20 protein-coding genes and 1 tRNA gene are annotated in these 20,259 nt (G+C 63.2%); 12 read left to right on the top strand and 9 right to left on the bottom strand.

Features of this window, described 5'->3' with window-relative positions:
- Positions 1 to 9 precede the first annotated feature (9 nt).
- From LFT43_RS15575 to LFT43_RS15565, 3 genes are all read right to left on the bottom strand, one after another.
- Entirely contained in the window at positions 10 to 2,259 is a 2,250-nt protein-coding gene (locus tag LFT43_RS15575; RefSeq protein WP_395798235.1) for an RNA degradosome polyphosphate kinase, read from the bottom strand.
- A 104-nt stretch (positions 2,260 to 2,363) separates the two neighbouring features.
- Positions 2,364 to 3,335 (bottom strand): mycothiol synthase, encoded by a 972-nt coding sequence (gene mshD / locus LFT43_RS15570; protein ID WP_395798233.1) that lies wholly within the window; start codon positions 3,333 to 3,335, stop codon positions 2,364 to 2,366.
- A gap of 249 nt (positions 3,336 to 3,584) precedes the next feature.
- Positions 3,585 to 4,283: a winged-helix domain-containing protein gene (locus tag LFT43_RS15565; protein ID WP_395798231.1), complete on the bottom strand. Its 699-nt coding sequence runs from the start codon at positions 4,281 to 4,283 to the stop codon at positions 3,585 to 3,587.
- A 336-nt stretch (positions 4,284 to 4,619) separates the two neighbouring features.
- Between LFT43_RS15565 and LFT43_RS15560 the strand changes: the two genes are divergently transcribed.
- The 7 genes from LFT43_RS15560 to LFT43_RS15530 all read left to right on the top strand — a co-directional run bounded on the left by LFT43_RS15560 (position 4,620) and on the right by LFT43_RS15530 (position 10,762).
- On the top strand, positions 4,620 to 5,354 hold the full coding sequence (locus LFT43_RS15560) for a permease (RefSeq protein WP_395798229.1): 735 nt from the start codon (positions 4,620 to 4,622) through the stop codon (positions 5,352 to 5,354).
- Positions 5,355 to 5,520: 166 nt separating this feature from the next.
- On the top strand, positions 5,521 to 6,120 hold the full coding sequence (locus LFT43_RS15555) for an FABP family protein (protein WP_395798227.1): 600 nt from the start codon (positions 5,521 to 5,523) through the stop codon (positions 6,118 to 6,120).
- A gap of 104 nt (positions 6,121 to 6,224) precedes the next feature.
- Complete coding sequence (locus LFT43_RS15550; protein WP_395798225.1) at positions 6,225 to 6,947, top strand: flavodoxin family protein; 723 nt, start codon at positions 6,225 to 6,227, stop codon at positions 6,945 to 6,947.
- 22 nt (positions 6,948 to 6,969) lie between these two features.
- Positions 6,970 to 8,055 carry a YgfZ/GcvT domain-containing protein gene (locus LFT43_RS15545; RefSeq protein ID WP_395798223.1) on the top strand — a complete coding sequence of 362 codons (1,086 nt, stop codon included), beginning with the start codon at positions 6,970 to 6,972 and terminating at the stop codon, positions 8,053 to 8,055.
- Positions 8,052 to 8,465 carry an ankyrin repeat domain-containing protein gene (locus tag LFT43_RS15540; RefSeq protein ID WP_395798221.1) on the top strand — a complete coding sequence of 138 codons (414 nt, stop codon included), beginning with the start codon at positions 8,052 to 8,054 and terminating at the stop codon, positions 8,463 to 8,465. The genes LFT43_RS15545 and LFT43_RS15540 overlap by 4 nt, the downstream gene beginning before the upstream one ends.
- A gap of 140 nt (positions 8,466 to 8,605) precedes the next feature.
- On the top strand, positions 8,606 to 9,166 hold the full coding sequence (locus LFT43_RS15535) for a PadR family transcriptional regulator (RefSeq protein ID WP_395798219.1): 561 nt from the start codon (positions 8,606 to 8,608) through the stop codon (positions 9,164 to 9,166).
- Between the two features lie 54 nt (positions 9,167 to 9,220).
- The gene (locus LFT43_RS15530) at positions 9,221 to 10,762 is read left to right on the top strand and encodes a DHA2 family efflux MFS transporter permease subunit (RefSeq protein WP_395798217.1); all 1,542 of its coding nucleotides are present in this window, start codon (positions 9,221 to 9,223) and stop codon (positions 10,760 to 10,762) included.
- Between the two features lie 73 nt (positions 10,763 to 10,835).
- Here the strand turns inward: LFT43_RS15530 and LFT43_RS15525 are convergent, their stop codons facing one another.
- The 5 genes from LFT43_RS15525 to LFT43_RS15505 all read right to left on the bottom strand — a co-directional run bounded on the left by LFT43_RS15525 (position 10,836) and on the right by LFT43_RS15505 (position 14,959).
- Positions 10,836 to 11,567 carry a GNAT family N-acetyltransferase gene (locus LFT43_RS15525; protein WP_395798215.1) on the bottom strand — a complete coding sequence of 244 codons (732 nt, stop codon included), beginning with the start codon at positions 11,565 to 11,567 and terminating at the stop codon, positions 10,836 to 10,838.
- Positions 11,568 to 11,642: 75 nt separating this feature from the next.
- Positions 11,643 to 12,668 (bottom strand): ATP-dependent 6-phosphofructokinase, encoded by a 1,026-nt coding sequence (locus LFT43_RS15520; protein WP_234749032.1) that lies wholly within the window; start codon positions 12,666 to 12,668, stop codon positions 11,643 to 11,645.
- Positions 12,669 to 12,915: 247 nt separating this feature from the next.
- On the bottom strand, positions 12,916 to 13,173 hold the full coding sequence (locus LFT43_RS15515; protein WP_395798213.1) for a PspC domain-containing protein: 258 nt from the start codon (positions 13,171 to 13,173) through the stop codon (positions 12,916 to 12,918).
- A gap of 45 nt (positions 13,174 to 13,218) precedes the next feature.
- Positions 13,219 to 13,518 (bottom strand): hypothetical protein, encoded by a 300-nt coding sequence (locus LFT43_RS15510; RefSeq protein ID WP_395798211.1) that lies wholly within the window; start codon positions 13,516 to 13,518, stop codon positions 13,219 to 13,221.
- A 1-nt stretch (position 13,519) separates the two neighbouring features.
- The gene (locus LFT43_RS15505; protein ID WP_395798209.1) at positions 13,520 to 14,959 is read right to left on the bottom strand and encodes a PspC domain-containing protein; all 1,440 of its coding nucleotides are present in this window, start codon (positions 14,957 to 14,959) and stop codon (positions 13,520 to 13,522) included.
- A 125-nt stretch (positions 14,960 to 15,084) separates the two neighbouring features.
- Here LFT43_RS15505 and LFT43_RS15500 point away from each other — a divergent pair, with 125 nt between their 5' ends.
- Both LFT43_RS15500 and LFT43_RS15495 read left to right on the top strand, forming a co-directional pair.
- Positions 15,085 to 16,524, top strand: coding sequence for a PspC domain-containing protein (locus LFT43_RS15500; RefSeq protein ID WP_395798207.1), 1,440 nt, complete (start codon positions 15,085 to 15,087; stop codon positions 16,522 to 16,524).
- Positions 16,521 to 17,207 carry a LuxR C-terminal-related transcriptional regulator gene (locus LFT43_RS15495; RefSeq protein WP_395798205.1) on the top strand — a complete coding sequence of 229 codons (687 nt, stop codon included), beginning with the start codon at positions 16,521 to 16,523 and terminating at the stop codon, positions 17,205 to 17,207. Before LFT43_RS15500 ends, LFT43_RS15495 begins: the two co-directional genes overlap by 4 nt.
- An 83-nt stretch (positions 17,208 to 17,290) precedes the next feature.
- Here LFT43_RS15495 and LFT43_RS15490 read toward each other — a convergent pair whose 3' ends face one another.
- Positions 17,291 to 18,520, bottom strand: coding sequence for a pyridoxal phosphate-dependent aminotransferase (locus LFT43_RS15490; RefSeq protein ID WP_395798203.1), 1,230 nt, complete (start codon positions 18,518 to 18,520; stop codon positions 17,291 to 17,293).
- Between the two features lie 310 nt (positions 18,521 to 18,830).
- Between LFT43_RS15490 and LFT43_RS15485 the strand changes: the two genes are divergently transcribed.
- From LFT43_RS15485 to nusG, 3 genes are all read left to right on the top strand, one after another.
- Positions 18,831 to 18,903: transfer RNA gene (locus LFT43_RS15485), tRNA-Trp, on the top strand.
- Positions 18,904 to 18,985: 82 nt separating this feature from the next.
- On the top strand, positions 18,986 to 19,267 hold the full coding sequence (secE, locus tag LFT43_RS15480) for a preprotein translocase subunit SecE (RefSeq protein ID WP_395798201.1): 282 nt from the start codon (positions 18,986 to 18,988) through the stop codon (positions 19,265 to 19,267).
- 115 nt (positions 19,268 to 19,382) lie between these two features.
- Entirely contained in the window at positions 19,383 to 20,195 is an 813-nt protein-coding gene (gene nusG / locus LFT43_RS15475; protein ID WP_395798198.1) for a transcription termination/antitermination protein NusG, read from the top strand.
- Positions 20,196 to 20,259: the final 64 nt, after the last annotated feature.

The raw sequence follows: 20,259 nt of genomic DNA, 5'->3' as shown, positions 1-20,259 counted from the left end.
TTTCTCTGCCTACCGCCGGGCAACTGCACGTTGGCGGGACCGTGAGGCAAGCAACCAGGACTGAATGTCCAACAGCGGCGTGCCGTCTTCGGCCTGGTGGAACCTGGTCCAGTGACCTTCGTTGTCGAGATGCCAACTTGCAGTGCCCGGGTCCAGGTAACGGCGCAGCAAGTCCATGACCTCGGCTGTGTCTTCGCGGCTGGAGAGCTGCACCAAGGCTTCGACCCGGCGGTCGAGGTTACGGTGCATCATGTCCGCGGAGCCGATGTAGACCACGGGGTCGTTGGCGTTCGCGAAGGCAAACACGCGCGAGTGCTCCAGGAAGCGGCCCAGGACGGAGCGAACCGTGATGTTCTCGCTCAGTCCAGTTACTCCGGGACGCAGCGAGCATATGCCACGGACAATGACATCGACCTTTACCCCCGCCTGCGACGCCCGGTAGAGGGCGTCGATGGTGGCTTCGTCCACCATTGAGTTGACCTTGATCTGGACCTTGGCAGCGATTCCTGCGCGGGCGTTGCGGATCTCGGTCTCGATCCTGTCGATCAGCCCCGACCGCACCGAGCGCGGCGCCACAAGAAGCCGCTTGAACGTGGACTTAGGAGCGTATCCGGAGAGCTGGTTGAAGAGCTTGGACAGGTCCTCGCCCACCTGCTCGTTCGAGGTCAACAGGCCCAGGTCCTCGTAGTAGCGGGCCGTGCGCGGGTGGTAGTTGCCCGTTCCGATATGGCAGTAGCGGCGCAGGCCATCCACTTCCTGGCGAACTACGAGGGACAACTTGCAGTGCGTCTTGAGTCCCACGATGCCGTACACCACGTGCACTCCGGCCTGCTCCAACTTGCGGGCCCACGAAATGTTGGCCTGCTCGTCGAAGCGGGCCTTGATCTCCACGAGGGCCAGGACCTGCTTGCCGGCCTCGGCAGCGTCGATCAGGGCGTCAACGATGGGGGAGTCGCCGGAGGTGCGGTACAGGGTCTGCTTAATGGCCTGGACCTTGGGGTCGGCCGCGGCCTGCTCCAGGAAGGCCTGGACCGACGTCGAGAACGAGTCGTACGGGTGGTGCAGCAGGATGTCGCGGCGGCGCATGGCTGCGAAGACGTTGGCGGCCTTGGACGTCTCGGATTCGTTCAAGTACCGCGAGGTGTGGGGCACGTGCTTTGGGTAGTGAAGGTCGGCGCGGTCGATTCCACCGATGACCGAAAGTCCGCGAAGGTCCAGGGGCGCGGGAACGGAGTAGACCTCGGATTCCTCGACGCCGAGTTCCCGCACCAGGAGTGCGCGGATGTTCGGGTTGATGTCGGTGGTGACCTCGAGCCGAACGGGCGGGCCGAAGCGGCGGCGCAGCAGTTCCTTCTCGAGCGCTTGCAGGAGGTTCTCGGCGTCGTCCTCTTCAACTTCAACGTCCTCGTTGCGGGTGACGCGGAAGCTGTGGTGCTCCATGACTTCCATGCCGGGGAACAGCTTGTCCAGGTGAACCGCAATAACCTCTTCGAGGGCGATGAAGCGAGCCACCCGGCCCGGGACGGCGCCGGCCCGCGGGCCGTCGATCGAGACAAGGCGGGGCAGCTGGTCCGGAACCTTGACGCGGGCGAACAGTTCCTTGTCACTGACGGGGTTGCGGACAATCACTGCCAGGTTCAGGGAAAGGCCGGAAATGTAGGGGAACGGGTGGGCGGGATCGACGGCGAGGGGGGTGAGGATCGGGAAGACCTTCTCGCCGAACATGATGCTCAAGCGGTGCTGCGCTTCGTCGTCGAGCTCGTCCCAGCGCATCAGGTGGATGTGCTCGTAGGCCAAAGCGGGGCGGATCTGCTCGGCAAACACCCGGGCGTGCCGTTCCTGCAGCCTGTGGGCGGCCTCGCCGATCTGCTCGAGGACTTCGATGGGGCTCAACCCGGCGGGGGAGGGCACCGCGAGCCCGGTGGCGATGCGGCGCTTCAGGCCGGCAACGCGCACCATGAAGAATTCATCCAGGTTTGAGGCAAAGATCGAGAGGAAGTTGACACGCTCCAGCAGGAAAAGATCCGGGTCCTCGGCGAGTTCAAGGACGCGCGAGTTGAAGGCAAGCCAGCTCAGTTCGCGGTCCAGGAAGCGGTCGGGGGTGATGTCGCCTTCCGGTTCCAGGGAAGGCGCAAATTCCGGAATGTCGATGCGGTCCTGAGTGGCCCGCGCCGCCGGGACTTCGGAAGAACCGAAGCGTGGAGGCAAGGTTGCGCCCTTGACATCGGTTCTGGTGGTTCCGACCGGGTCCGGATTCATCGGGCTCTCCTTCGTTCAGCACGGGGGTTTGCTTCAACCCTACAAGGATTCCACGTGCCGGAATCCTAGAGGTCCTAACCTTTCAGATGCTCCCTGGTTCCGAGCTACTTCCGGGCTAACGGCGCATACATGACATCGACGTCCCAGCGCACGAAACCCAGCTTCTGGTAGAGGGCAACCGCGGCGGTGTTGCCGGCGTCCACGTACAACATCACTGAGTGAAGTTCGTGGCTCTGGAGGTACCTGATCCCGGCGACGGTGAGCGCCTTGCCAAGCCCCAAGCCTTGGGCCGCGGGCGTCACACCTACTACGTAGACCTCTCCGATCGCCGGATGGGGTCCTTGCCGGGGGTGCACCTTGGTCCAGTGAAAGCCGAGCAATTCCCCGGCTGTGTTCACGGCCAGCAGGAAACCTGCGGGGTCAAACCAATCCTCAGCCATGCGGGCGTCGAGGTCGGCCCTGGTCAGGGACCCCTGCTCGGGATGATGCGCGAAAGCCGCCCTGTTGGCAGCCAGCCAGGCGGACTCATCCTGCCCGGGCACAAAGGCGCGAAGCGAGACTCCCTCGGGCAGGCCGGCGTCGGGCAGTTCCGCTGTGGAGGACATGAGCCGCATCTTCCACAGTTCACGCACGGGACCGTAGCCGTAGCGGGCAGCGAGGTCCGCGGCGGCCTCATGGTTCCCATGGGACCAGGCGTTCAGCCCTGAAAGCCCGCGGCCCTCGCGGAGCGCGTCCAACAGCCTGACGGCGACTCCCTGGTTGCGGTAGTTCGGGTGGACGGCCATTTCCAGGACCCCGGTCCCGTCGTCCGCTTCAACGACGACGGCGATTCCGGCCAGATCCTGGCCGCTTGCGGGATCGGACTGCTCGTCCGGGGCATACAGGGCCAGCGTGAGCAACGAGTGGTCGCCGGCGTCGGCCCCACGGAGCATGACCAAGGTTTGTTCGGACAAGGGGGGATTGCCGTCCGACTCCTCTGCGGCTGCGGCGAGAGTCTTGATGTCTCTCAGCAGCTCGCGATCCGAGGAGCCTTTGACGACGAGGACGGGCCAGTTCTCCGGGTGCGCAGGGCTCATGCTGCAAGGCTATACGTCCGCGACCGGTTTGGCGGGATGGATTTTGCAGGCGCTCACTCGGCCGTGTAAGGTCTATAACTCGTCCGGCTTTGAGAAGCTGGAAACGAGGGGGATCCACCAGTGGGGTGGCCGCGATACGTTCGACCCGTATGTCCTCCACTCAAGTCGACAACCGGCGCAAGCCGGGATCAGGCGGCAAGGGAAAGGCCCGGACTCAGTGAGTCCGGGCCTTTCCCTTGCTTCGGAAACTCAGGCTTCCGTGAGTTCATCTTCTTGCAAACGGACCAGCGTCAGCCGGTAGCCAACGTTGCGTACTGTGCTGATGAGGTTTTCGTGGTCCACGCCCAGCTTTGCACGCAGGCGCCTGACGTGGACGTCCACGGTGCGGGTGCCTCCGTAGTAGTCGTAGCCCCATACTTCCGTGAGGAGCTGCTGGCGCGTGAAGACCCTGCCCGGGTGCTGCGCCAGGTACTTCAAGAGCTCGAATTCCTTGAAGGTCAGGTTGAGCGGCTGTCCGTTCACCCGGGCCGTATAGCTCGCTTCGTCAATTACGACGCCGGCCGCGCGGATTTCGGTGCTCGTTTCCTCTTCGCCGGGGACGGCGCGCGCCATGGCCAAGCGGATCCGGGCCTCGACTTCGGCTGGCCCCGCGGAATCGAGGACGATGTCATCCACGGACCATGCAGAGGAGACGGCAGCCATGCCGCCTTCAGTGAGGATCAGGATGAGGGGGGCGCTCAGGCCCGTGGCCTTGAGCAATTGCGTCAAGGAGCGGGCCCCAACAAGGTCCTTGCGGGCATCAAGGAAAACCACGTCAGTGGGATCGGTTTCGAGTAATGCCGTCGGTTCTGCCGGGAGGATGTGGACCCGGTGGTTCAATAATTCCAAGGCAGGCAGGATGTCTACCGACGACCCGGTGCTATTCGTCAGGAGCAGGATGTGCGACATAGTTCCTCCAATGGGCGGTCCGCGCATCATCGGGCGTCTGAACCGGGTTTCCACCGGCCGGTAGCTGCTCAAGGGGCGAGGTTCCGTTGTAACGGAAGCGTTGCAACAAGAAGCGCTGTTGACAACCGAGTATACCCAAAGGCCCCTGCAACGTCAGGGATTCGTGACACCTTCAACCCCTGTTTGCGACATATTTCGACCGCATAAGGCAGGATTGGCAAGAGGTTGGTTGCAGCTTGGAGCGAAACGGAGCCCCGCGGGGACCGCAGCGAGGTCGAGGACACAGTGAGGTCAGGGGCGCAGTGAGGTCAGGGGCGCAGTGAGGTCAGAGGCACAGTGAAGTCTTGGAGTATCGGGGTGGTCGGCCTCGTGGCCCTCGCGGTTATCGTGGCCAGCACATACGGTCCCCCGGAAGGACTGGTGGGGGTCGGAATCGTGGCGGCGGCCGCCGTCGGCATCGGATGGCCCCATTTTCTAGCGGTTCCCGCCAAAAAGACCCTGGCCGCTGTGATCGGGCTGAGCGGTGCCGCTTCAGCCGTGACCGCCGGTTTCATTCCGGCACCCGGCTTCCTCGACGCGACTCCAGCCTTCATCGCGGCCGGCGTGATAGCGGTGTTCGTCGTGCAACTGATCCGCGGAACGGGTCAAGCCCAGCGGCTTGAATCCACCCTCGGCAGTTGCGCAGGCGTGTTGTTGAGCTGCCTCGGAGCAGGCTGGATCGCAGGCTCACGGTTCAACGGCATCAAGGAAATGGTGCTGGTTGCCGGCCTCAGTGCCGCAGTTGCCCTTCTCGCCGGACTCTTGCGCTGGCCGGACCGGGTCGTGGCGCCTTTGGGCATCGTCGCCGCCGGATTGGTGGCTCCATTGGCCGGCCTGGTGTTCTCGAATATTTCGATCGTGCCCGCGATCGTCGTGGGCGTCGTCATCGGCTCGATCTTGGTCAGTTTCCGCCGGATGGTCACGCTGCGGCTCGGCCGCCTGAACTTCCCGGCCGTCTTGGGAATGGGTGTCGCGCCCGTCTGGGCGGTTGGTGCCTTGTGCTACTTCATCGACAAACTACTCATCTACTAACAGTTAGGATGGCATCATGTCCGTACTTGCATTTGAAATCTTCTTCCTTGTCCTCCTCGGCTTGGCCAGCCTCTCGATGGCGTGGTTTGCCGGTTTTGTCGTTTACCGTCTCTTCAAGGGCCAGAAGTAGAGCTTCTGTACCTTCTGGTCCACTGAGGTAGTTGCTGTGCCCATTGAAATTCCTTCAGACCTGACACCCGAACTGGTACCCCTTTCCTGGCTCATTGGTGAGTGGGAAGGCCGGGGACGGCTTGGAAGCGGCGACGAAGACTCGGATCATTTCATCCAGCACGTCTCCTTCACGCATCACGGCCTGCCATACCTGGAGTACCGCGCCGAAAGCTGGCTCAGTGATGAGGACGGCACCAAGCTGCGGCCTCTGACGGTCGAGACCGGCTTCTGGGCGCTGGAGCGGAAAATGATTGACGCCGACGGCGGTCCGGGCCTGATCCCCGCGGATATTGTCCCGGCATTGAAGACTGCCGACGACGTCGAGGCCCATCGGAACGCTGACGGCGGGTTCGATATCTCGGTGTCGATCGCCCACCCCGGCGGCATCAGCGAGCTCTACTACGGCCAGATCAAGGGGCCGCAGATCCAGATGAGCACAGACATGGTGATGCGTGGCGGCCACTCCAAGGAATACACTGCGGCCACACGCATTTTCGGCCTCGTAGACGGCAACCTGCTGTGGCGCTGGGATGTGTCTACCCCGGGGAAGTCGCTCGAGGCCCATGCTTCGGCTTTTCTGAACAAGCTCTCCTAGGAGAGTCGGTCCGCTGGCTTCAAGTCTCATTGAGCTTCAAGGTCCACCGAGAAAGGTCCCACTGAACGTCCCGTTTCGCAGCTCGATCAAAAAGGGAGCAGCAAGTGAACGAAGCAGCAAAACCTGCCAGCTATGACGATCTCAAGGCTGTGTTCTTCAACGGGACGCTCAAGCCGTCCCCGCAAGTGAGCAACACCGACGGCCTGATAGCTATCAGCCGGCGCATCATGGAGAAGCAGGGAGTCAGCACCCGCGTCATCCGAACCGTGGACCACAACGTCGCTGCCGGAGTGTATCCCGACATGCGCGAACATGGCTGGGCCACGGACGAATGGCCGGAGCTATATCCGGCGGTGCTGGAAGCCGACATCGTGGTGGTGGCCGGCCCCATCTGGCTCGGCGACAATTCCTCCGAGACCAAGAAGCTCATCGAACGTCTCTACGCCCATTCGGGCGAGCTCAACAGCAAGGGCCAGTGGGCGTACTATCCGAAGGTTGGCGGCTGCCTCATCACGGGCAACGAGGACGGCATCAAGCACTGCGCCATGAACATCCTGTACAGCCTCCAGCATGTCGGGTTCACCATTCCGCCACAGGCTGATGCCGGCTGGATCGGCGCCGTCGGTCCTGGCCCCAGCTACCTCGACGAAGGCTCCGGCGGCCCTGAGAGCGACTTCACCAACCGGAACACCACGTTCATGACCTGGAACCTGCTCCATTACGCTCGTATGCTCAAGGATGTGGGGGGCATTCCCGCCTACGGCAACCTCCCCGAGGAGTGGAAAGCCGGTACACGCTTCGATTTTGAAAACCCGGAATACCGCTGAGCCTCAAGGACTTCTACTACATATGACTTACAAGAGCCCCCTTTTGTCGCGCCCCCGAGCAGTAGAAGGCGGCGGCGAGGACTCCGGCGTCGCGGCCCACTACGGCGAGCCCCTGCGGGAGCAGCGCGCACTGGCCGCCGGCACCGCCGTCGTCGATCTTTCCTATCGTGGGGTTGTCACGGTCACTGGACCAGACCGTCTCAGCTGGCTCAACACCCTGTCTTCGCAGCAACTGACCAACCTTCAGCCGGGTGTCTCGAGCGAACTGCTGCTCCTCACCATCCAGGGCCGCATCGAGTTTGATGCCCGCGTGGTGGACGACGGCGAGACCACCTGGCTGCTCGTCGAAGCCGCCGAGGCTGCCCCGCTGGCCGAGTGGCTCGGCAAAATGAGGTTCATGTTGAGGGTCGAAGTGGCTGACGTAACGGACGATTGGGCCGTCGTCGGTTCCACCAAGGCGGTTGACGCCTGGTCCGGGCGGCTCGTTTGGGAAGACCCGTGGCCGCATATCGGCGTCGGCGGCTATTCCTACAGCGTGGTGGAGGAAAGCTCCCATCCCGGTCTTGAACGGCCGTGGTTCGAATACCTCATTCCCGCGGACGAGCTTGAAGCGGCCGTCGATGGGATGGCGTTGGCCGGCTCGTTGGCTGCGGAAGCGCTTCGCATTGCCGCGTGGCGTCCCCGGCTTGGCGCGGAGACGGACGAGAAGACCATTCCGCACGAGCTCGATCTCCTGCGGACATCGGTCCATTTGAACAAGGGCTGCTACAAGGGCCAGGAAACCATCGCCCGCGTCCACAACCTGGGACACCCGCCCCGGCGGCTTGTCTTCCTGCAACTGGACGGCTCGCAGCACACCCTCCCGGCGGCAGGCAGCGTCGTATTTGCCGGGGAACGCAAGGTGGGTACGCTGACTTCTGTGGCCCAGCACTTCGAAATGGGAGCAGTAGGGCTGGCGCTCATCAAGCGGTCTGTGGATCCGCTGGAAGTGCTGACCGTCGTGGATGGTGAGGAACCCTATCCGGCCGTCCAGGAAGTAATCGTTGCGCCCGACGCCGGGCAGGTCGTGGGACGCCAGACCGGATTCCTGAAGGGACCCCACCGATGAGCGAAACAACGGGCGCTGAAGCCCAAACAACGGGTGTCGATGACGAGGCCATCGCCTTGGCGCAGACGTTGCTCGATGCCGCCCGGGAGGGCAACTCGGAGCTCTTGCGCAGCTACCTCAATGCCGGTGCGCCTGCTGGAATGAGCAACGCCGCGGGTGATTCACTCCTGATGCTGGCGGCGTACCACGGCCACCCTGAGACCGTTCAGCTTCTGCTCTACCACGGTGCCGACGCGAACGCCGCGAACGACCGCGGCCAGACGCCGCTGGCAGGCGCGGTTTTCAAGGGCTACACGGAAGTAGCCCGGGTGCTCATTGACGCCGGAGCAGATCCCGACGCCGGAGTCCCCACAGCGCGCGACGCCGCCAGAATGTTTGCCCGCAAGGAGATTCTCGCACTGCTCGGCTAGGCCACGGATGCTAGGTTAGCAGGCCGGCGCAGGGCCGCCTGACTGGCCCGCGGTTGGCGGCTGTCTCGTCGCAGCTACCTTGCGGTCTAATATTCCATGTGGAATAGTTGTTGTGGAATAGTTCGCACGGAGGATGAAAAATGGCACGAGCCGCACTGACTCCACTTGGGGTCGCTGCACTTGCCCTCCTTGTCGAGGCGCCCATGCACCCGTACGAGATGTACCAGCTCCTGATGGCGCGCCACGAGGATCGCTTGGTCAAGGTGCGGCCGGGGACGCTCTACCACGCAGTGGGGCGCCTGGAAGAGAGTGGCTTCGTGGAGGCGACTGGTATTGACCGCGCAGGCAACCGGCCTGAGCGCACAACCTACCGGATCACCGGAGCTGGCCGGGAGGCGTTGACCGAGCGCCTCAAGAACATGCTGGCGGAACCCGTGAACGAATACCCGAGCTTCCCCCACGCGATAGCTGAGGCACACAACCTGCCGTCCGGCGTCGTGCTCGAACTCCTGGACCACCGGGTAGCGAACCTGCAAAAACAACTCGATTTCCTGCTTCGTGGTGAAGAAGCAGTCGCCGCCAAGGGCGTCGAGCCGAAGTTCTGGATCGATATCAAGTACCAACAGTCAATGCTGCGTACGGAAATCGACTGGATCCGCGGCTTCCGGAATGATCTCCGCAGCGGGCAATTGCCGTGGTAACTGCCCCTCCAACGCACCATCTTGCAAGAAATTCAGCACAGTCAAAGGAATCCCATGGAAAACGTAACTAAACCGTGGCCCGCACTGTGGTCCCTCGTGGTCGGGTTCTTCATGATCCTGATCGACACCACCATCGTTTCCGTGGCAAACCCGCGGATCATGGAGGGCCTCCACACCGATATCAATGCCGTCATCTGGGTGACGAGCGCTTACCTCCTCGCATACGCGGTGCCGTTGTTGATCACCGGCAGGCTCGGTGACCGCTTCGGCCCCAAGAACCTGTACCTGATCGGCCTCGTCGTCTTTACCCTTGCTTCGCTGTGGTGCGGGATTTCAGGCGACATCGCCACGCTGATCACGGCCAGGGTAGTTCAGGGCATCGGCGCAGCCATGATGACTCCGCAAACCATGGCCGTCATCACCCGGATCTTCCCGCCGGACCGCCGCGGCGCAGCCATGGGCCTTTGGGGAGCCACCGCGGGTATGGCCATCCTCGTAGGCCCGATCCTCGGCGGCGTGCTGGTTGACGGCTTCGGTTGGCAGTGGATCTTTTTCGTCAACGTTCCCATCGGCATCGTCGCATTTGTCCTCGTGACCCGCCTCGTCCCGAAGCTGACCACGCACAGCCACAAGTTCGACGTCGTAGGTGTGCTGCTGTCCGCCGCCGGCATGTTCCTGCTGGTCTTTGGCATCCAAGAGGGCCAGAGCTACAAGTGGGGCACTGTTACCGGGGCCATCACGGTGTGGGGACTGATCATCACCGGCCTTGTTATCCTGGCCGTATTTGTCTTGTGGCAGTGGCTGCTTGAGCGCCGCGGCGGCGAGCCCTTGCTGCCCCTGGGACTGTTCAAGGACCGCAACTTCTCGCTGGGCAACACCACCATCATGGCGGTGGGCTTCACCATCACTGCGTTCCCGCTGCCCACCATTTTTTACTACCAGGTGGTCCGCGGGCTGACTCCCACGCAGTCCGCGTTGCTTATGATCCCCATGGCCGTGATCTCCGGTGCGCTGGCGCCTTTCGTTGGCAAGCTGATCGACCGGATCAACCCGCGATGGTTCGCCGCATTCGGCCTCGTCTGCCTGTCCGGGGCACTCTTCTGGACCTCGACGCTCTTGAAGCCGGACACCCCGATCTGGATGTTCCTGTTGCCCAGCGCCCTCCAGGGTGTGGCCAACGGTTTCATTTGGGGCCCGGTCTCCAACGCCACCACACGCAACCTCCCGCCGCGCTCGGCGGGCGCCGGTTCCGGTGTTTTCAACACGACGCGCCAGATCGGTGCGGTACTGGGATCAGCCGCGATTGCCGCCCTGATCCAGTCCCGGCTCGCGGCCGAACTGCCGGCGGCTCGTCCAGGTGCCGCCCCGGCCGGCGAAGGAGGATTCACCGGCAAGTTGCCTGAATTCCTGCATGACGGCTTCTCGACGGCGATGAGCCAGTCCGTCTTGCTGCCCGCCTTCGCGATTCTGCTGGGCGCAGTAGCAGCGTTGTTGTTCGGCAAACCCAAAGCCGTCCAGGGCTGGGGTTCCCCGGCGGGTGTTGCCGAGGTCAAGCCTGAGACCGTTTCGCAGGACGGCAGCCAAGGGAGCCGTTAGCCCGCGCGAGTTGGCAGAAGATGCCCTCAAAATCCGGGGGGCATCTTCTGCCAACTCGCGGCCAAGAAAGGCGTTAGCGGAGCAGCACGGAGGTCTGGATACCGCCGTCGACGAATCCCAGCCTTCGCGCCAAGGCCATGGAGCCCCTGTTGTCCAGCGCCGTTCGCCATTGCAGCGTCAGGCCGGAGGCGAGTGCCTCGTGGGCAGCGATCGAGGCAGCCAAAGTCCCCAGCCCTTGCCGGCGCAATTCCGGCGGCACAAGGACGCCCATATCTGCGAGGATCCCCTGCCACTCGGCGTAGGCTCCGCAAGCCACGGGTTTGCGGCCCGGATCGTTGCCATCCATCACCGTGAAATGGTGGTCCATCCTTGAAAGGTGGACTTCATTGACGTCGTCCGGAGGGCATTTGGCCTCCAATTCGATCGCCTCGGGATGGCCGTGGGACACCGTGACTTCGCCGCCGGGTTGGAAGAGGGGAAGGTCGTCGGCGAAAAGCAACGCGGATGTTCCGAGGCCATGGCCCCCGTGCTCGCGGCTGAGTCGCAACAACGCGGAATGCTCGCTCAGCTGATCGTCCGAGAGCTCGACGGCGGCAGCCACCGCCCATGCCGGAGCCACCAGGGCGGAGCGGCCAAAGAGCCGCACGAAGGTGATGGATTCAGCATCCTCGTCTTCCCGGACCAACCGCTCCCCGGTGCGGGCAGCGGGTGAGCCGGAGACGAAACTGAAGGCTTCGTCGTCGAACCCTAAATGCCGGGCCCAGGCCAGCAGCACAATTTCGGCTGATCCCGCATCAAGTTCCATGACATCGAGTCTAGGCAGTTCCACGAAAAGGAAAGGGCAACCAGGCACTGCCTGCTTGCCCTTTCCGGATCCGGTCTAGCCGAACAAGACCGCGGCTTCGTCGTAGCGGTTCTGTGGAACGGTCTTGAGCTTGCCAAGGGCAGCTTCGAAGCCCACATGCTCGATGTCCGTGCCTTTCAGGGCCACCATGGTCCCCCAGCGTCCCTCCACCACGGAATCAATGGCTGCCATGCCCAATCGGGTGGCCAGAACGCGGTCAAACGCCGACGGGACACCGCCGCGCTGGATGTGGCCCAGGATCGTGGCGCGGGTTTCGATCCCGGTCCGGGCTTCGATTTCCGGAGCGAGCTGGTCCGCGATGCCGCCCAGACGGGGCCGGCCGAAAGTATCCAGGCCGCGTTCGGAGTGCGGTGCCTCCATGTGGTCGGGAACAAAGCCTTCGGCAACAACAATCAAGGGTGCGCGGCCACGATCGTGGGCCTCCTGGACCCACTCGGTGATCTGCTCGATGCTGACCTTCTGCTCGGGGATCAGGATGGCGTGCGCGCCGGCGGCCATACCCGCGTGCAGGGCGATCCAGCCCACGTGGCGGCCCATGACCTCGGCAATCATGCAGCGGTGGTGCGATTCTCCGGTGGTGCGCAACCGGTCGATGGCCTCGGTGGCGATCTGGACTGCGGTATCGAAACCGAAGGTGTAGTCGGTGGCGTCGAGGTCGTTGTCCACAGTCTTGGGTACACCGACGATTTTCAACCCGGCGTCGGTGAGGCGTTTGGCGGCAGCCAAGGTGCCTTCGCCACCGATGGCAATGATGGCATCGATGCCGAGGCGGTCCATGTGGGCCTTGATGACATCCGGGCCGCCGCCGTTCTCGAACGGGTTGGTGCGGGACGTACCGAGGATGGTTCCGCCTTGCTTGGCGATACCGCGGACCATGGTACGGGGAATGTCGATGACGTCGCCCTCCACGACGCCTCGCCAACCGTCCCGGAAACCGACGAATTCCTGGCCGTGAATGGCAATTCCCTTGAGGACGGCGCCACGGATAACCGCGTTGAGTCCGGGGCAGTCGCCACCGCTGGTAAGGATTCCAATTTTCATGAGGGCTCAAATCCTGGCTAGGAGGTATACGTGTAGAGCGCCACGCTGAGCTCACAACGATTGTAGGCGTCAATGTGGGGTGGGACACAAACCATGACTGGCGGCGGGGATGAGACCTTTGAAACCGTGTGGAAATATCGCCCGAGAGCCGAGCTTAGGGACCGGGTCAAAAACCAGCGCCCCGCCAGGGTGGCGGAGCGCTAGCGCGAACCCGACCGGCCCAGTGAATCCTCCGGGCCGGGCTGGTCTATTTCTTGCCTTGCGAACGTTGGTTGAGGAAAGACTCCAGCGCAATGGCGCCGCTCTGGTTGGGAAGCAGCAGCCATGCCACCACGTAGATCACCACGGCAGGCCCTGGTAGCAGGCAGAAAAGCAGGTAGCCAACGCGGACGTAGGCCACGTCCACATTCAGTTTGGCGGCAATGCCACCGCAGACCCCTCCGATCCAACGCTGCGGACCGCGCTTCAGGCCGATGCCCCGTACGATGCTGAAGAACTTGTTCATGGCTAGAGCCTTCCCTGTTGTGGCTGCTTTGTCACGTGCTGGTTGCTACTGGTGGTCGGAACCGGCGGCGCTGGAGCCCGGGCCGGACCCGTTGCCTTTTCGGGAGCGGGCCGACACCAGGCCGCCGACCACGAGGGCCGCTCCGGCCCCGATCATGAGTCCGATCAGTACGTAATTGCCGTTGAGGGCCACAAGGCCGAGCTTGGAAACGATGATCAGGCTCGCCAATGCCAGGACGATCAGACCCCAGACCACAGTGCCAACCCTGGCGCGGGCAGCTTGCGCCCGGAGCTCGGGTGCTGACTGTCCGGTTTCAAACGCGGGCTTAGGTTCGTGCGTGCTCATGTCAGTTTCCTTCCTGGACGGTGACGTTGCTGAAGGTGCCGTTGAGCTTGACGACCAGCTTGGCGCCGGGCTTGTCAGTGTTGAAGCTGTCCCGGGTACCACCGTTGCTTTGGGTGACGGCGCTGCCGTCCTGCTTGAGGTTCGCGAAGGTCATGTCTGCTTGGACCTCCACCGGCACGGTCGCGGGGATGAGGAGTTTGATGTTGCTTGCCGTTACATCCATCGGAACCACGACGTCGGAGTTCAGCGGCGCGCTCAGGTTTAGCTTGGTCAAGTCAACAGTTCCGTTGGCTCCGGTAATGTCGAAGCCTTTGCGGGCATCGTCAATGCTCACGGGATTCCATTGACCATTCTGGAGACGGAAGTGGTCGGCATTGGGTGCGATATTGAAGATGCCCCCGATCACAAGAGTCGCGATGGCAAGGAATCCGAGCAGTCCCGACGTGCGGCCTCGAAGCCCGGCTACCAGGATGCCGAGGCCGAGGACTCCGGCACCCGTGGCCCAAACCACCGCGTTGGCGGCGTCGCCGAGGTGAATGACATTGCCGGCGTCGAGCAGCTTGAGAGTTCCGCCCGCCAGCAAGGCCGCGCCCGCGGAGACAGCCACGATAGCCGCGCCCGGTCCTTGCCGCTTCGGCCGCTGGGGCTGGTTGGGTCCGCCGCTCGGCGGGTAGGGCCCAGCGGGATTGAAGGGACCCGGGGGAGTGCCCGACGCCGATCCAGCGCCGTACCCGTGCACGCTTTCATATGAGGTGCCCTGCGCTGTACCGTAGGCGCCGCCTGGGGTGCCGACCCCACCTGAGGTACCCGGAGCAGGCGCAGGGTGTTTGGTTCCCATGGTTCGTCCTCCGTTGCGGGATTTGCTGCGCTGGACCAGGAAGTAGATCAGGTAGATGACGCCGCCTACCCAGAACAGCGTCCAGAAGAGTCCCGGAAGGCCGTTCCAACCCCATCCCCAGAATCCGCGGCCGAGGCCTGGCAATCCGATGATGGTGGTGATCACGGCACCCGTCATGCCGCCAGACCACCGGCCTGCCCCTGCTTCCTGGGCGTGGATGCGGCCGTCGGGTTCGGGCAGGAGGGCCCAGGCGATGCCGTAGAGCAGGATGCCGATGCCGGCGAAGACGGTCAGGACGATGAAGATGCCGCGGACGATCAAGGGATCGATGCCGAAGCGGTGTGCGATGCCGCTGGCCACACCTCCCATCCACCGGTCCTGGCCGCGGCTGATGCCTTGGCTTCGGATCCAGGTGAAAAAGGTCTGTGGGGGAGCGGGCACTGCGTAGGCCGGTGCGTCGCTGCCGCTGCCACCGGTGCTGCCGGGGCTTGGCCGGACCGGTTCTTCCGGCGAGCCGGTTTCCCCGTTTTTCTTGGATTCCTCGGGTTGCCCGGGATCCGCTGGGTGTGCGGATTCCTCTGGATTCATGCTGTTCGGATTCATACCTCGATCTTGCCGTCCGGCGACCGTCCCGTTCTATTGGGGGATACCCTGAACGTTCCCTGAGTGGCCCCCTGAGATGCCCCGCTTCCAGGGTCGAAGGCCTTGATCCGTGTTTGGATGGATTCATGACAATCGCCACGCAACGCCCGCCGCTGGTCCGCAGTAGCGACCGCGTCATTGCGGGCGTGTGCAGCGGCCTGGCCGACCACTTGGGTTGGCCCGTGAAGTACGTTCGGCTCGGGATGGTCCTTGCTTCGTTTGCAGGCGGTGCCGGCCTGGCGTTCTATGCTTGGCTTTGGGTTATGGTGCCTACGGCCGATGAGAGCGCCCGCCGCAATAGCCGCCGCCCGGCGTCGCCCATTGCCCCCGCGGTGAGCATGCCTCCTTTCGCTGGCCCCGCGCCAGCCGCGGTGGCAGCGCCAGTCCCCAGTTGGACTCCGGCTGATTGGGCTCCCGGGGTGCCCGACGGTGTCGACAGAAGAGCGCCCGACCTCGGAGCGCCGCCGCTAGGGCCCCCTTCTGCCCAGTCCAGCGCTGCTCCCGTATTCGCTTCCTGGTTCAGGGTTCGGCACATCCAGTACGGGAAAGAGATGCTGCTGGGGGCCGGTCTCCTTCTCGTGGCTGCTATCCTCATCGCCCGGCAGTTCGGCGTCGAGGTGCCCCTCGGCACCCTGATCCCGGCTGCAGCCATTCTTGGCGGCGCGGCGATCGCGTGGATGCAACTGGATGAGACGCGCAGGGCCGGACTGGTGGACAAGACCAAAGCGGACCAAGCCGGCGGGTGGGTCCGCCTGGCTGCGGGACTCGCGTTGGTGGTTGCTGGAGTGCTGGTGATGGTGTCCGGTTCCGGCTCGTGGGAGCAGACCTGGCTCGCGCTGCTGGCTTCGGTCGCAGTGTTGGGCGGCGTTGCCCTGGTGCTGCTGCCGTGGGGGCTGAAGTTCTGGAAAGACCTTGAAACCGAGCGTGCAGGACGCGTGCGCGAGACCGAACGGGCCGAGATTGCCGCCCATCTGCACGACTCAGTGTTGCAGACGCTTGCCTTGATCCAGCGTCGGGCCGGTTCGGAGCAAGACGTGATCCGCCTCGCCCGTGCCCAGGAGCGTGAACTGCGGACGTGGCTATACCGGGACGCCGCCAAGGACCCGGGACTCCTGGCGGAGCGGATTGCCGCAGCCGCAGCCGAGGTGGAGGACGCGCATGGGCACGCGGTGGACGTTGTCAGCGTAGGGGACGCGGCCATGACCGACCGGCACGAAGCCCTCGTCCTGGCGGCCCGCGAGGCTATGCACAATGCGGCCCGGCATGGCGGCGGAGCCGTGTCCGTCTACCTCGAGAGCTCCGATGCCGGCAGCGAGGTTTTCGTCAGGGACCGAGGACCGGGCTTTGACCCGGATACCGTTCCGGAAGACCGGCTTGGCGTCAAAGAATCAATCATCGGCAGGATGAAACGTCACGGAGGTACCGCAGTCATCAGCAGCAGCTCCGAGGGCACCGAGGTTCGCCTGAAGCTGCCTGTCGAGTACGCCGACAAAGCAGAGAACCGAAACGGAGAGACCAGAACATGAACTGCCCTGCAGAACAAATTCGGCCAGAACATTCACAGCGGACGGTCCGGGTGGTGATCGTGGACGATCATGCCATTTTCCGTTCCGGCCTCAAGGCCGATCTCGATTCCAGGATCGAGGTGGTGGGCGAAGCCGGAACCGTGGAGCAAGCCATCGCGGTCATCAGCGAGGTTCATCCGGAAGTGGTGCTGCTTGACGTTCACTTGCCCGGTGGCCTGGGCGGCGGCGGGCGGGAGGTGATTAGCGCGTCCGCTCCGTTGCGCGGGGGTACCAGTTTCCTGGCCCTGAGCGTATCCGACGCCGCCGAGGACGTGGTAGCAGTCATCCGGGCAGGGGCACGCGGCTACGTCACCAAGACCATTTCCGGCCCGGAGATCTCAGACGCCGTAATCCGTGTGGCCGACGGCGACGCCGTGTTCTCGCCGCGGTTGGCGGGTTTTGTGTTGGACGCGTTCGGGACCTCACCTGCGGAGATCGCCGACGACGAACTGGACCGCCTCTCTGCCAGGGAACTGGAAGTCATGCGACTCATCGCGCGAGGCTACAGCTACAAGGAGGTTGCCAAAGAACTGTTCATTTCGATCAAGACCGTGGAAACCCATGTATCCGCGGTGCTTCGCAAGCTCCAGCTCTCCAGCCGCCACGAACTGACGAAATGGGCCGCCGAGCGCCGCCTCCTCTGACGCCCGCTCACCTGTGGTGCCTTAAAGCCAAACGCTCGCTCACCTTCATCTCAAGGTGAGCGAGCGTTTGTGCAGGCGAAAGGTTACTTGGCCTGGCCGAGGAACTTCTGCAGGCGTCGAACGCCCTCGGCGAGGTCCTCGTCACCCAGGGCGTAGGACAAGCGCACGTAACCCGAAGGGCCGAAGGCTTCGCCCGGAACGACCGCGACTTCAACTTCGTCGAGGATCAGCGACGCAAGCTCAGCAGACGTTGATGGACGGACAGGACCGTTCGACGCCGGGAATTCCTTACCCAGCAGCCCGCGGACGTCGGCGTACACGTAGAAGGCGCCGGCCGGCGTCGGGCATTCCACACCCTCGATCGCGTTCAGTCCGGCGACAATCGCCTTGCGGCGGCGGTCGAAGGCAACCTTCATCTCGTCGACGGCGGTCAGCGGACCGGAGACTGCGGCCAGGGCCGCGATCTGCATGATGTTCGAAACGTTCGACGTCGCGTGCGACTGGAGGTTGGTTGCGGCCTTGATGACGTCGGCGGGGCCGATCATCCATCCGACCCGCCATCCGGTCATCGCATAAGTCTTCGCCACCCCGTTGAGGATGACCACCTTGTCGCCGAGCTCGGGTGCGGCGGTGGCAATCGAGGTGAAGGGCACGCCGTCGTAGGTCAGGTGCTCATAGATTTCGTCGGTGACGACCCAGAGGCCCTTGGCCGCTGCCCATTTTCCGATCTCTGCCACCTGTTCGGCGCTGTAGACGGCACCCGTGGGGTTGGACGGGGAGACGAAAAGCAGGATCTTCGTCTTGTCCGTGACCGCGGCCTCAAGCTGTTCCACGGTGACCAGGTAACCCTGCTCCGGGCCGGCGAAAACCTCAACAGGAACGCCTCCGGCCAAGCGGATTGCCTCCGGGTAGGTAGTCCAGAAAGGCGTGGGGATGATGACCTCGTCGCCCGGGTCAACAAGCGTGGCGAAGGTGTTGTAAACAGCCTGTTTGCCGCCATTGGTGACCATCACCTGGGAAGCGTCGACCTTGTAGCCGGAATCGCGGAACGTCTTGTCCGCAATGGCCTGCTTCAGTTCCGGCAGGCCAGCTGCGGGGGAGTAGCGGTGGTACTTCGGCTGGGCGGCGGCTTCGACGGCGGCCTTCACTATGTAGTCGGGTGTCGGGAAGTCGGGCTCCCCGGCGCCGAAGCCAATCACGGGACGACCCGCTGCCTTGAGCGCCTTGGCCTTGGCGTCAACGGCAAGGGTGGCGGATTCGGCGATGGCGGAAATTCGCTGTGAAATGCGGGCGGCAGGTGTTCCGGCAGACATTAAGGCACCGTTCTTCGCTGGCAGCTCATGAGCTGGATGGTGGGATTCGACGGAATCTACTTTATGCTGTTCTGCGGAGCTATCGGGCTAACACCGGGAAAGTGACAGTTGAGGCTGATCACACGAACGGGACGGACTGAACACTCCGGAAATGACCCGGTTCGACTATCGCGACGTTGTTGCGTAGACTGGTTCACCGGTGTTGAAAAACATCACAATGGTTCGCGCCCCAGACTGGGTCCGGAATCTCCTGGTCCCCAGGGGGTTCTCGGCTTTGTTGGATTGCGGCCAAAATATGGATTCGTTCCATAGGGTAGTGGCGCAATTGGTAGCGCAGCGGTCTCCAAAACCGCAGGTTGCAGGTTCGAGTCCTGTCTGCCCTGCGCAAGCTGTTCCGGGGGTTCACCCGGAACATGCGCAGCAACCATGGCTCTGATCAGAGTCGGGTCAACGACGTTTGCATAGATGAGTGAGGATCAGGTGACCGAAACAGCTGCGAGCAGCTCGAAGGGCCGCCCTGCCAAGAAAACCGATTCCGGTTTCTTCGCTCGAATCGCACTTTTTGTTCGCCAGGTAATTGGCGAGCTCAAGAAGGTCGTTGCGCCCACCCGCAAGGAACTGATCAACTACACGCTCGTGGTGCTGGTGTTCGTGACCATCATGATGATCATCGTCACCCTGCTGGATCTGGCCTTCGGCACTGGAATCAAATGGGTCTTCGGCGGTACTGGCGTCACGAACCGCTAAGCGGATCGCTCCGTAAACCGCGTGAAATCCTGTGAATGACCAAGGGATTTCACAGGGTTTGCGGAATTGAGCCATTTAAATAGGCATGTTAGGCAATGAGGAAGCAGGAGACCAAGTGTCTGAGCAGGAGCTCGAGGTAACTGAGACTGAGCTGGATGGGCCCGCTGAAAGCACGGACCACCCCGAGGCTGACGCCACGGAAGGGTCCGAGGTCGATTCTGCTGCGCCCGAAACTGCCGACGTCGATGACGCCGACCAGGATGAGTCCGACGACGAGTCTTCCGACGACGCCGACGCCTTGGCCGCCGCTGCAGCTGTAGCGGCCGCCGACCCCGCTGACGAGTTCAAGGCCAAGCTTCGCCGCCAGGAAGGTGACTGGTACGTCATCCACTCCTACGCCGGCTACGAAAACCGCGTCAAGGCCAACCTTGAGACCCGCATCCAGACCCTGGACATGGAAGATTACATCTTCGAAATCCAGGTGCCTATGGAGGAAGTGGTCGAGATCAAGAACGCCCAGCGCAAGATCATCAACCGCGTCCGCATTCCGGGTTATGTCCTCGTCCGTATGGACCTGACTGACGCGTCCTGGGGCGCCGTTCGCCACACCCCGGGTGTCACCGGCTTCGTGGGAAACGCCCACAACCCCGTCCCTCTTCGCCTCGACGAGGTCTTCTCCATGCTGGCTCCGGTCTTCGAAGAGCAGCAGGCCGAGAAGGGCAAGCCGGTCAACAAGCAGCACCAGACCCCGGTGGACATCGACTTCGAGGTCGGAGAGTCGGTCATCGTCAAGGAAGGTCCGTTCGAGACCCTTCCCGCAACGATCTCCGAGATCAAGATGGATTCCCAGACGCTTGTGGTTCTGGTGTCGATCTTTGAACGCGAAACCCCGGTGACGCTCGCATTCAACCAGGTCTCCAAGATCTAGTTGATCCCAGAATTTCGCCCCGCGGTTGCCGGCTTAGCAGCCACGGAGCGGTGGGTCGCCTTGC

It is taken from the genome of Arthrobacter sp. FW306-04-A (assembly GCF_044358315.1).
Taxonomy (GTDB): Bacteria; Actinomycetota; Actinomycetes; order Actinomycetales; family Micrococcaceae; genus Arthrobacter.
Note: the sequence above shows the minus strand (reverse complement) of the source record. Positions and strands in the feature narration are given on the sequence as shown.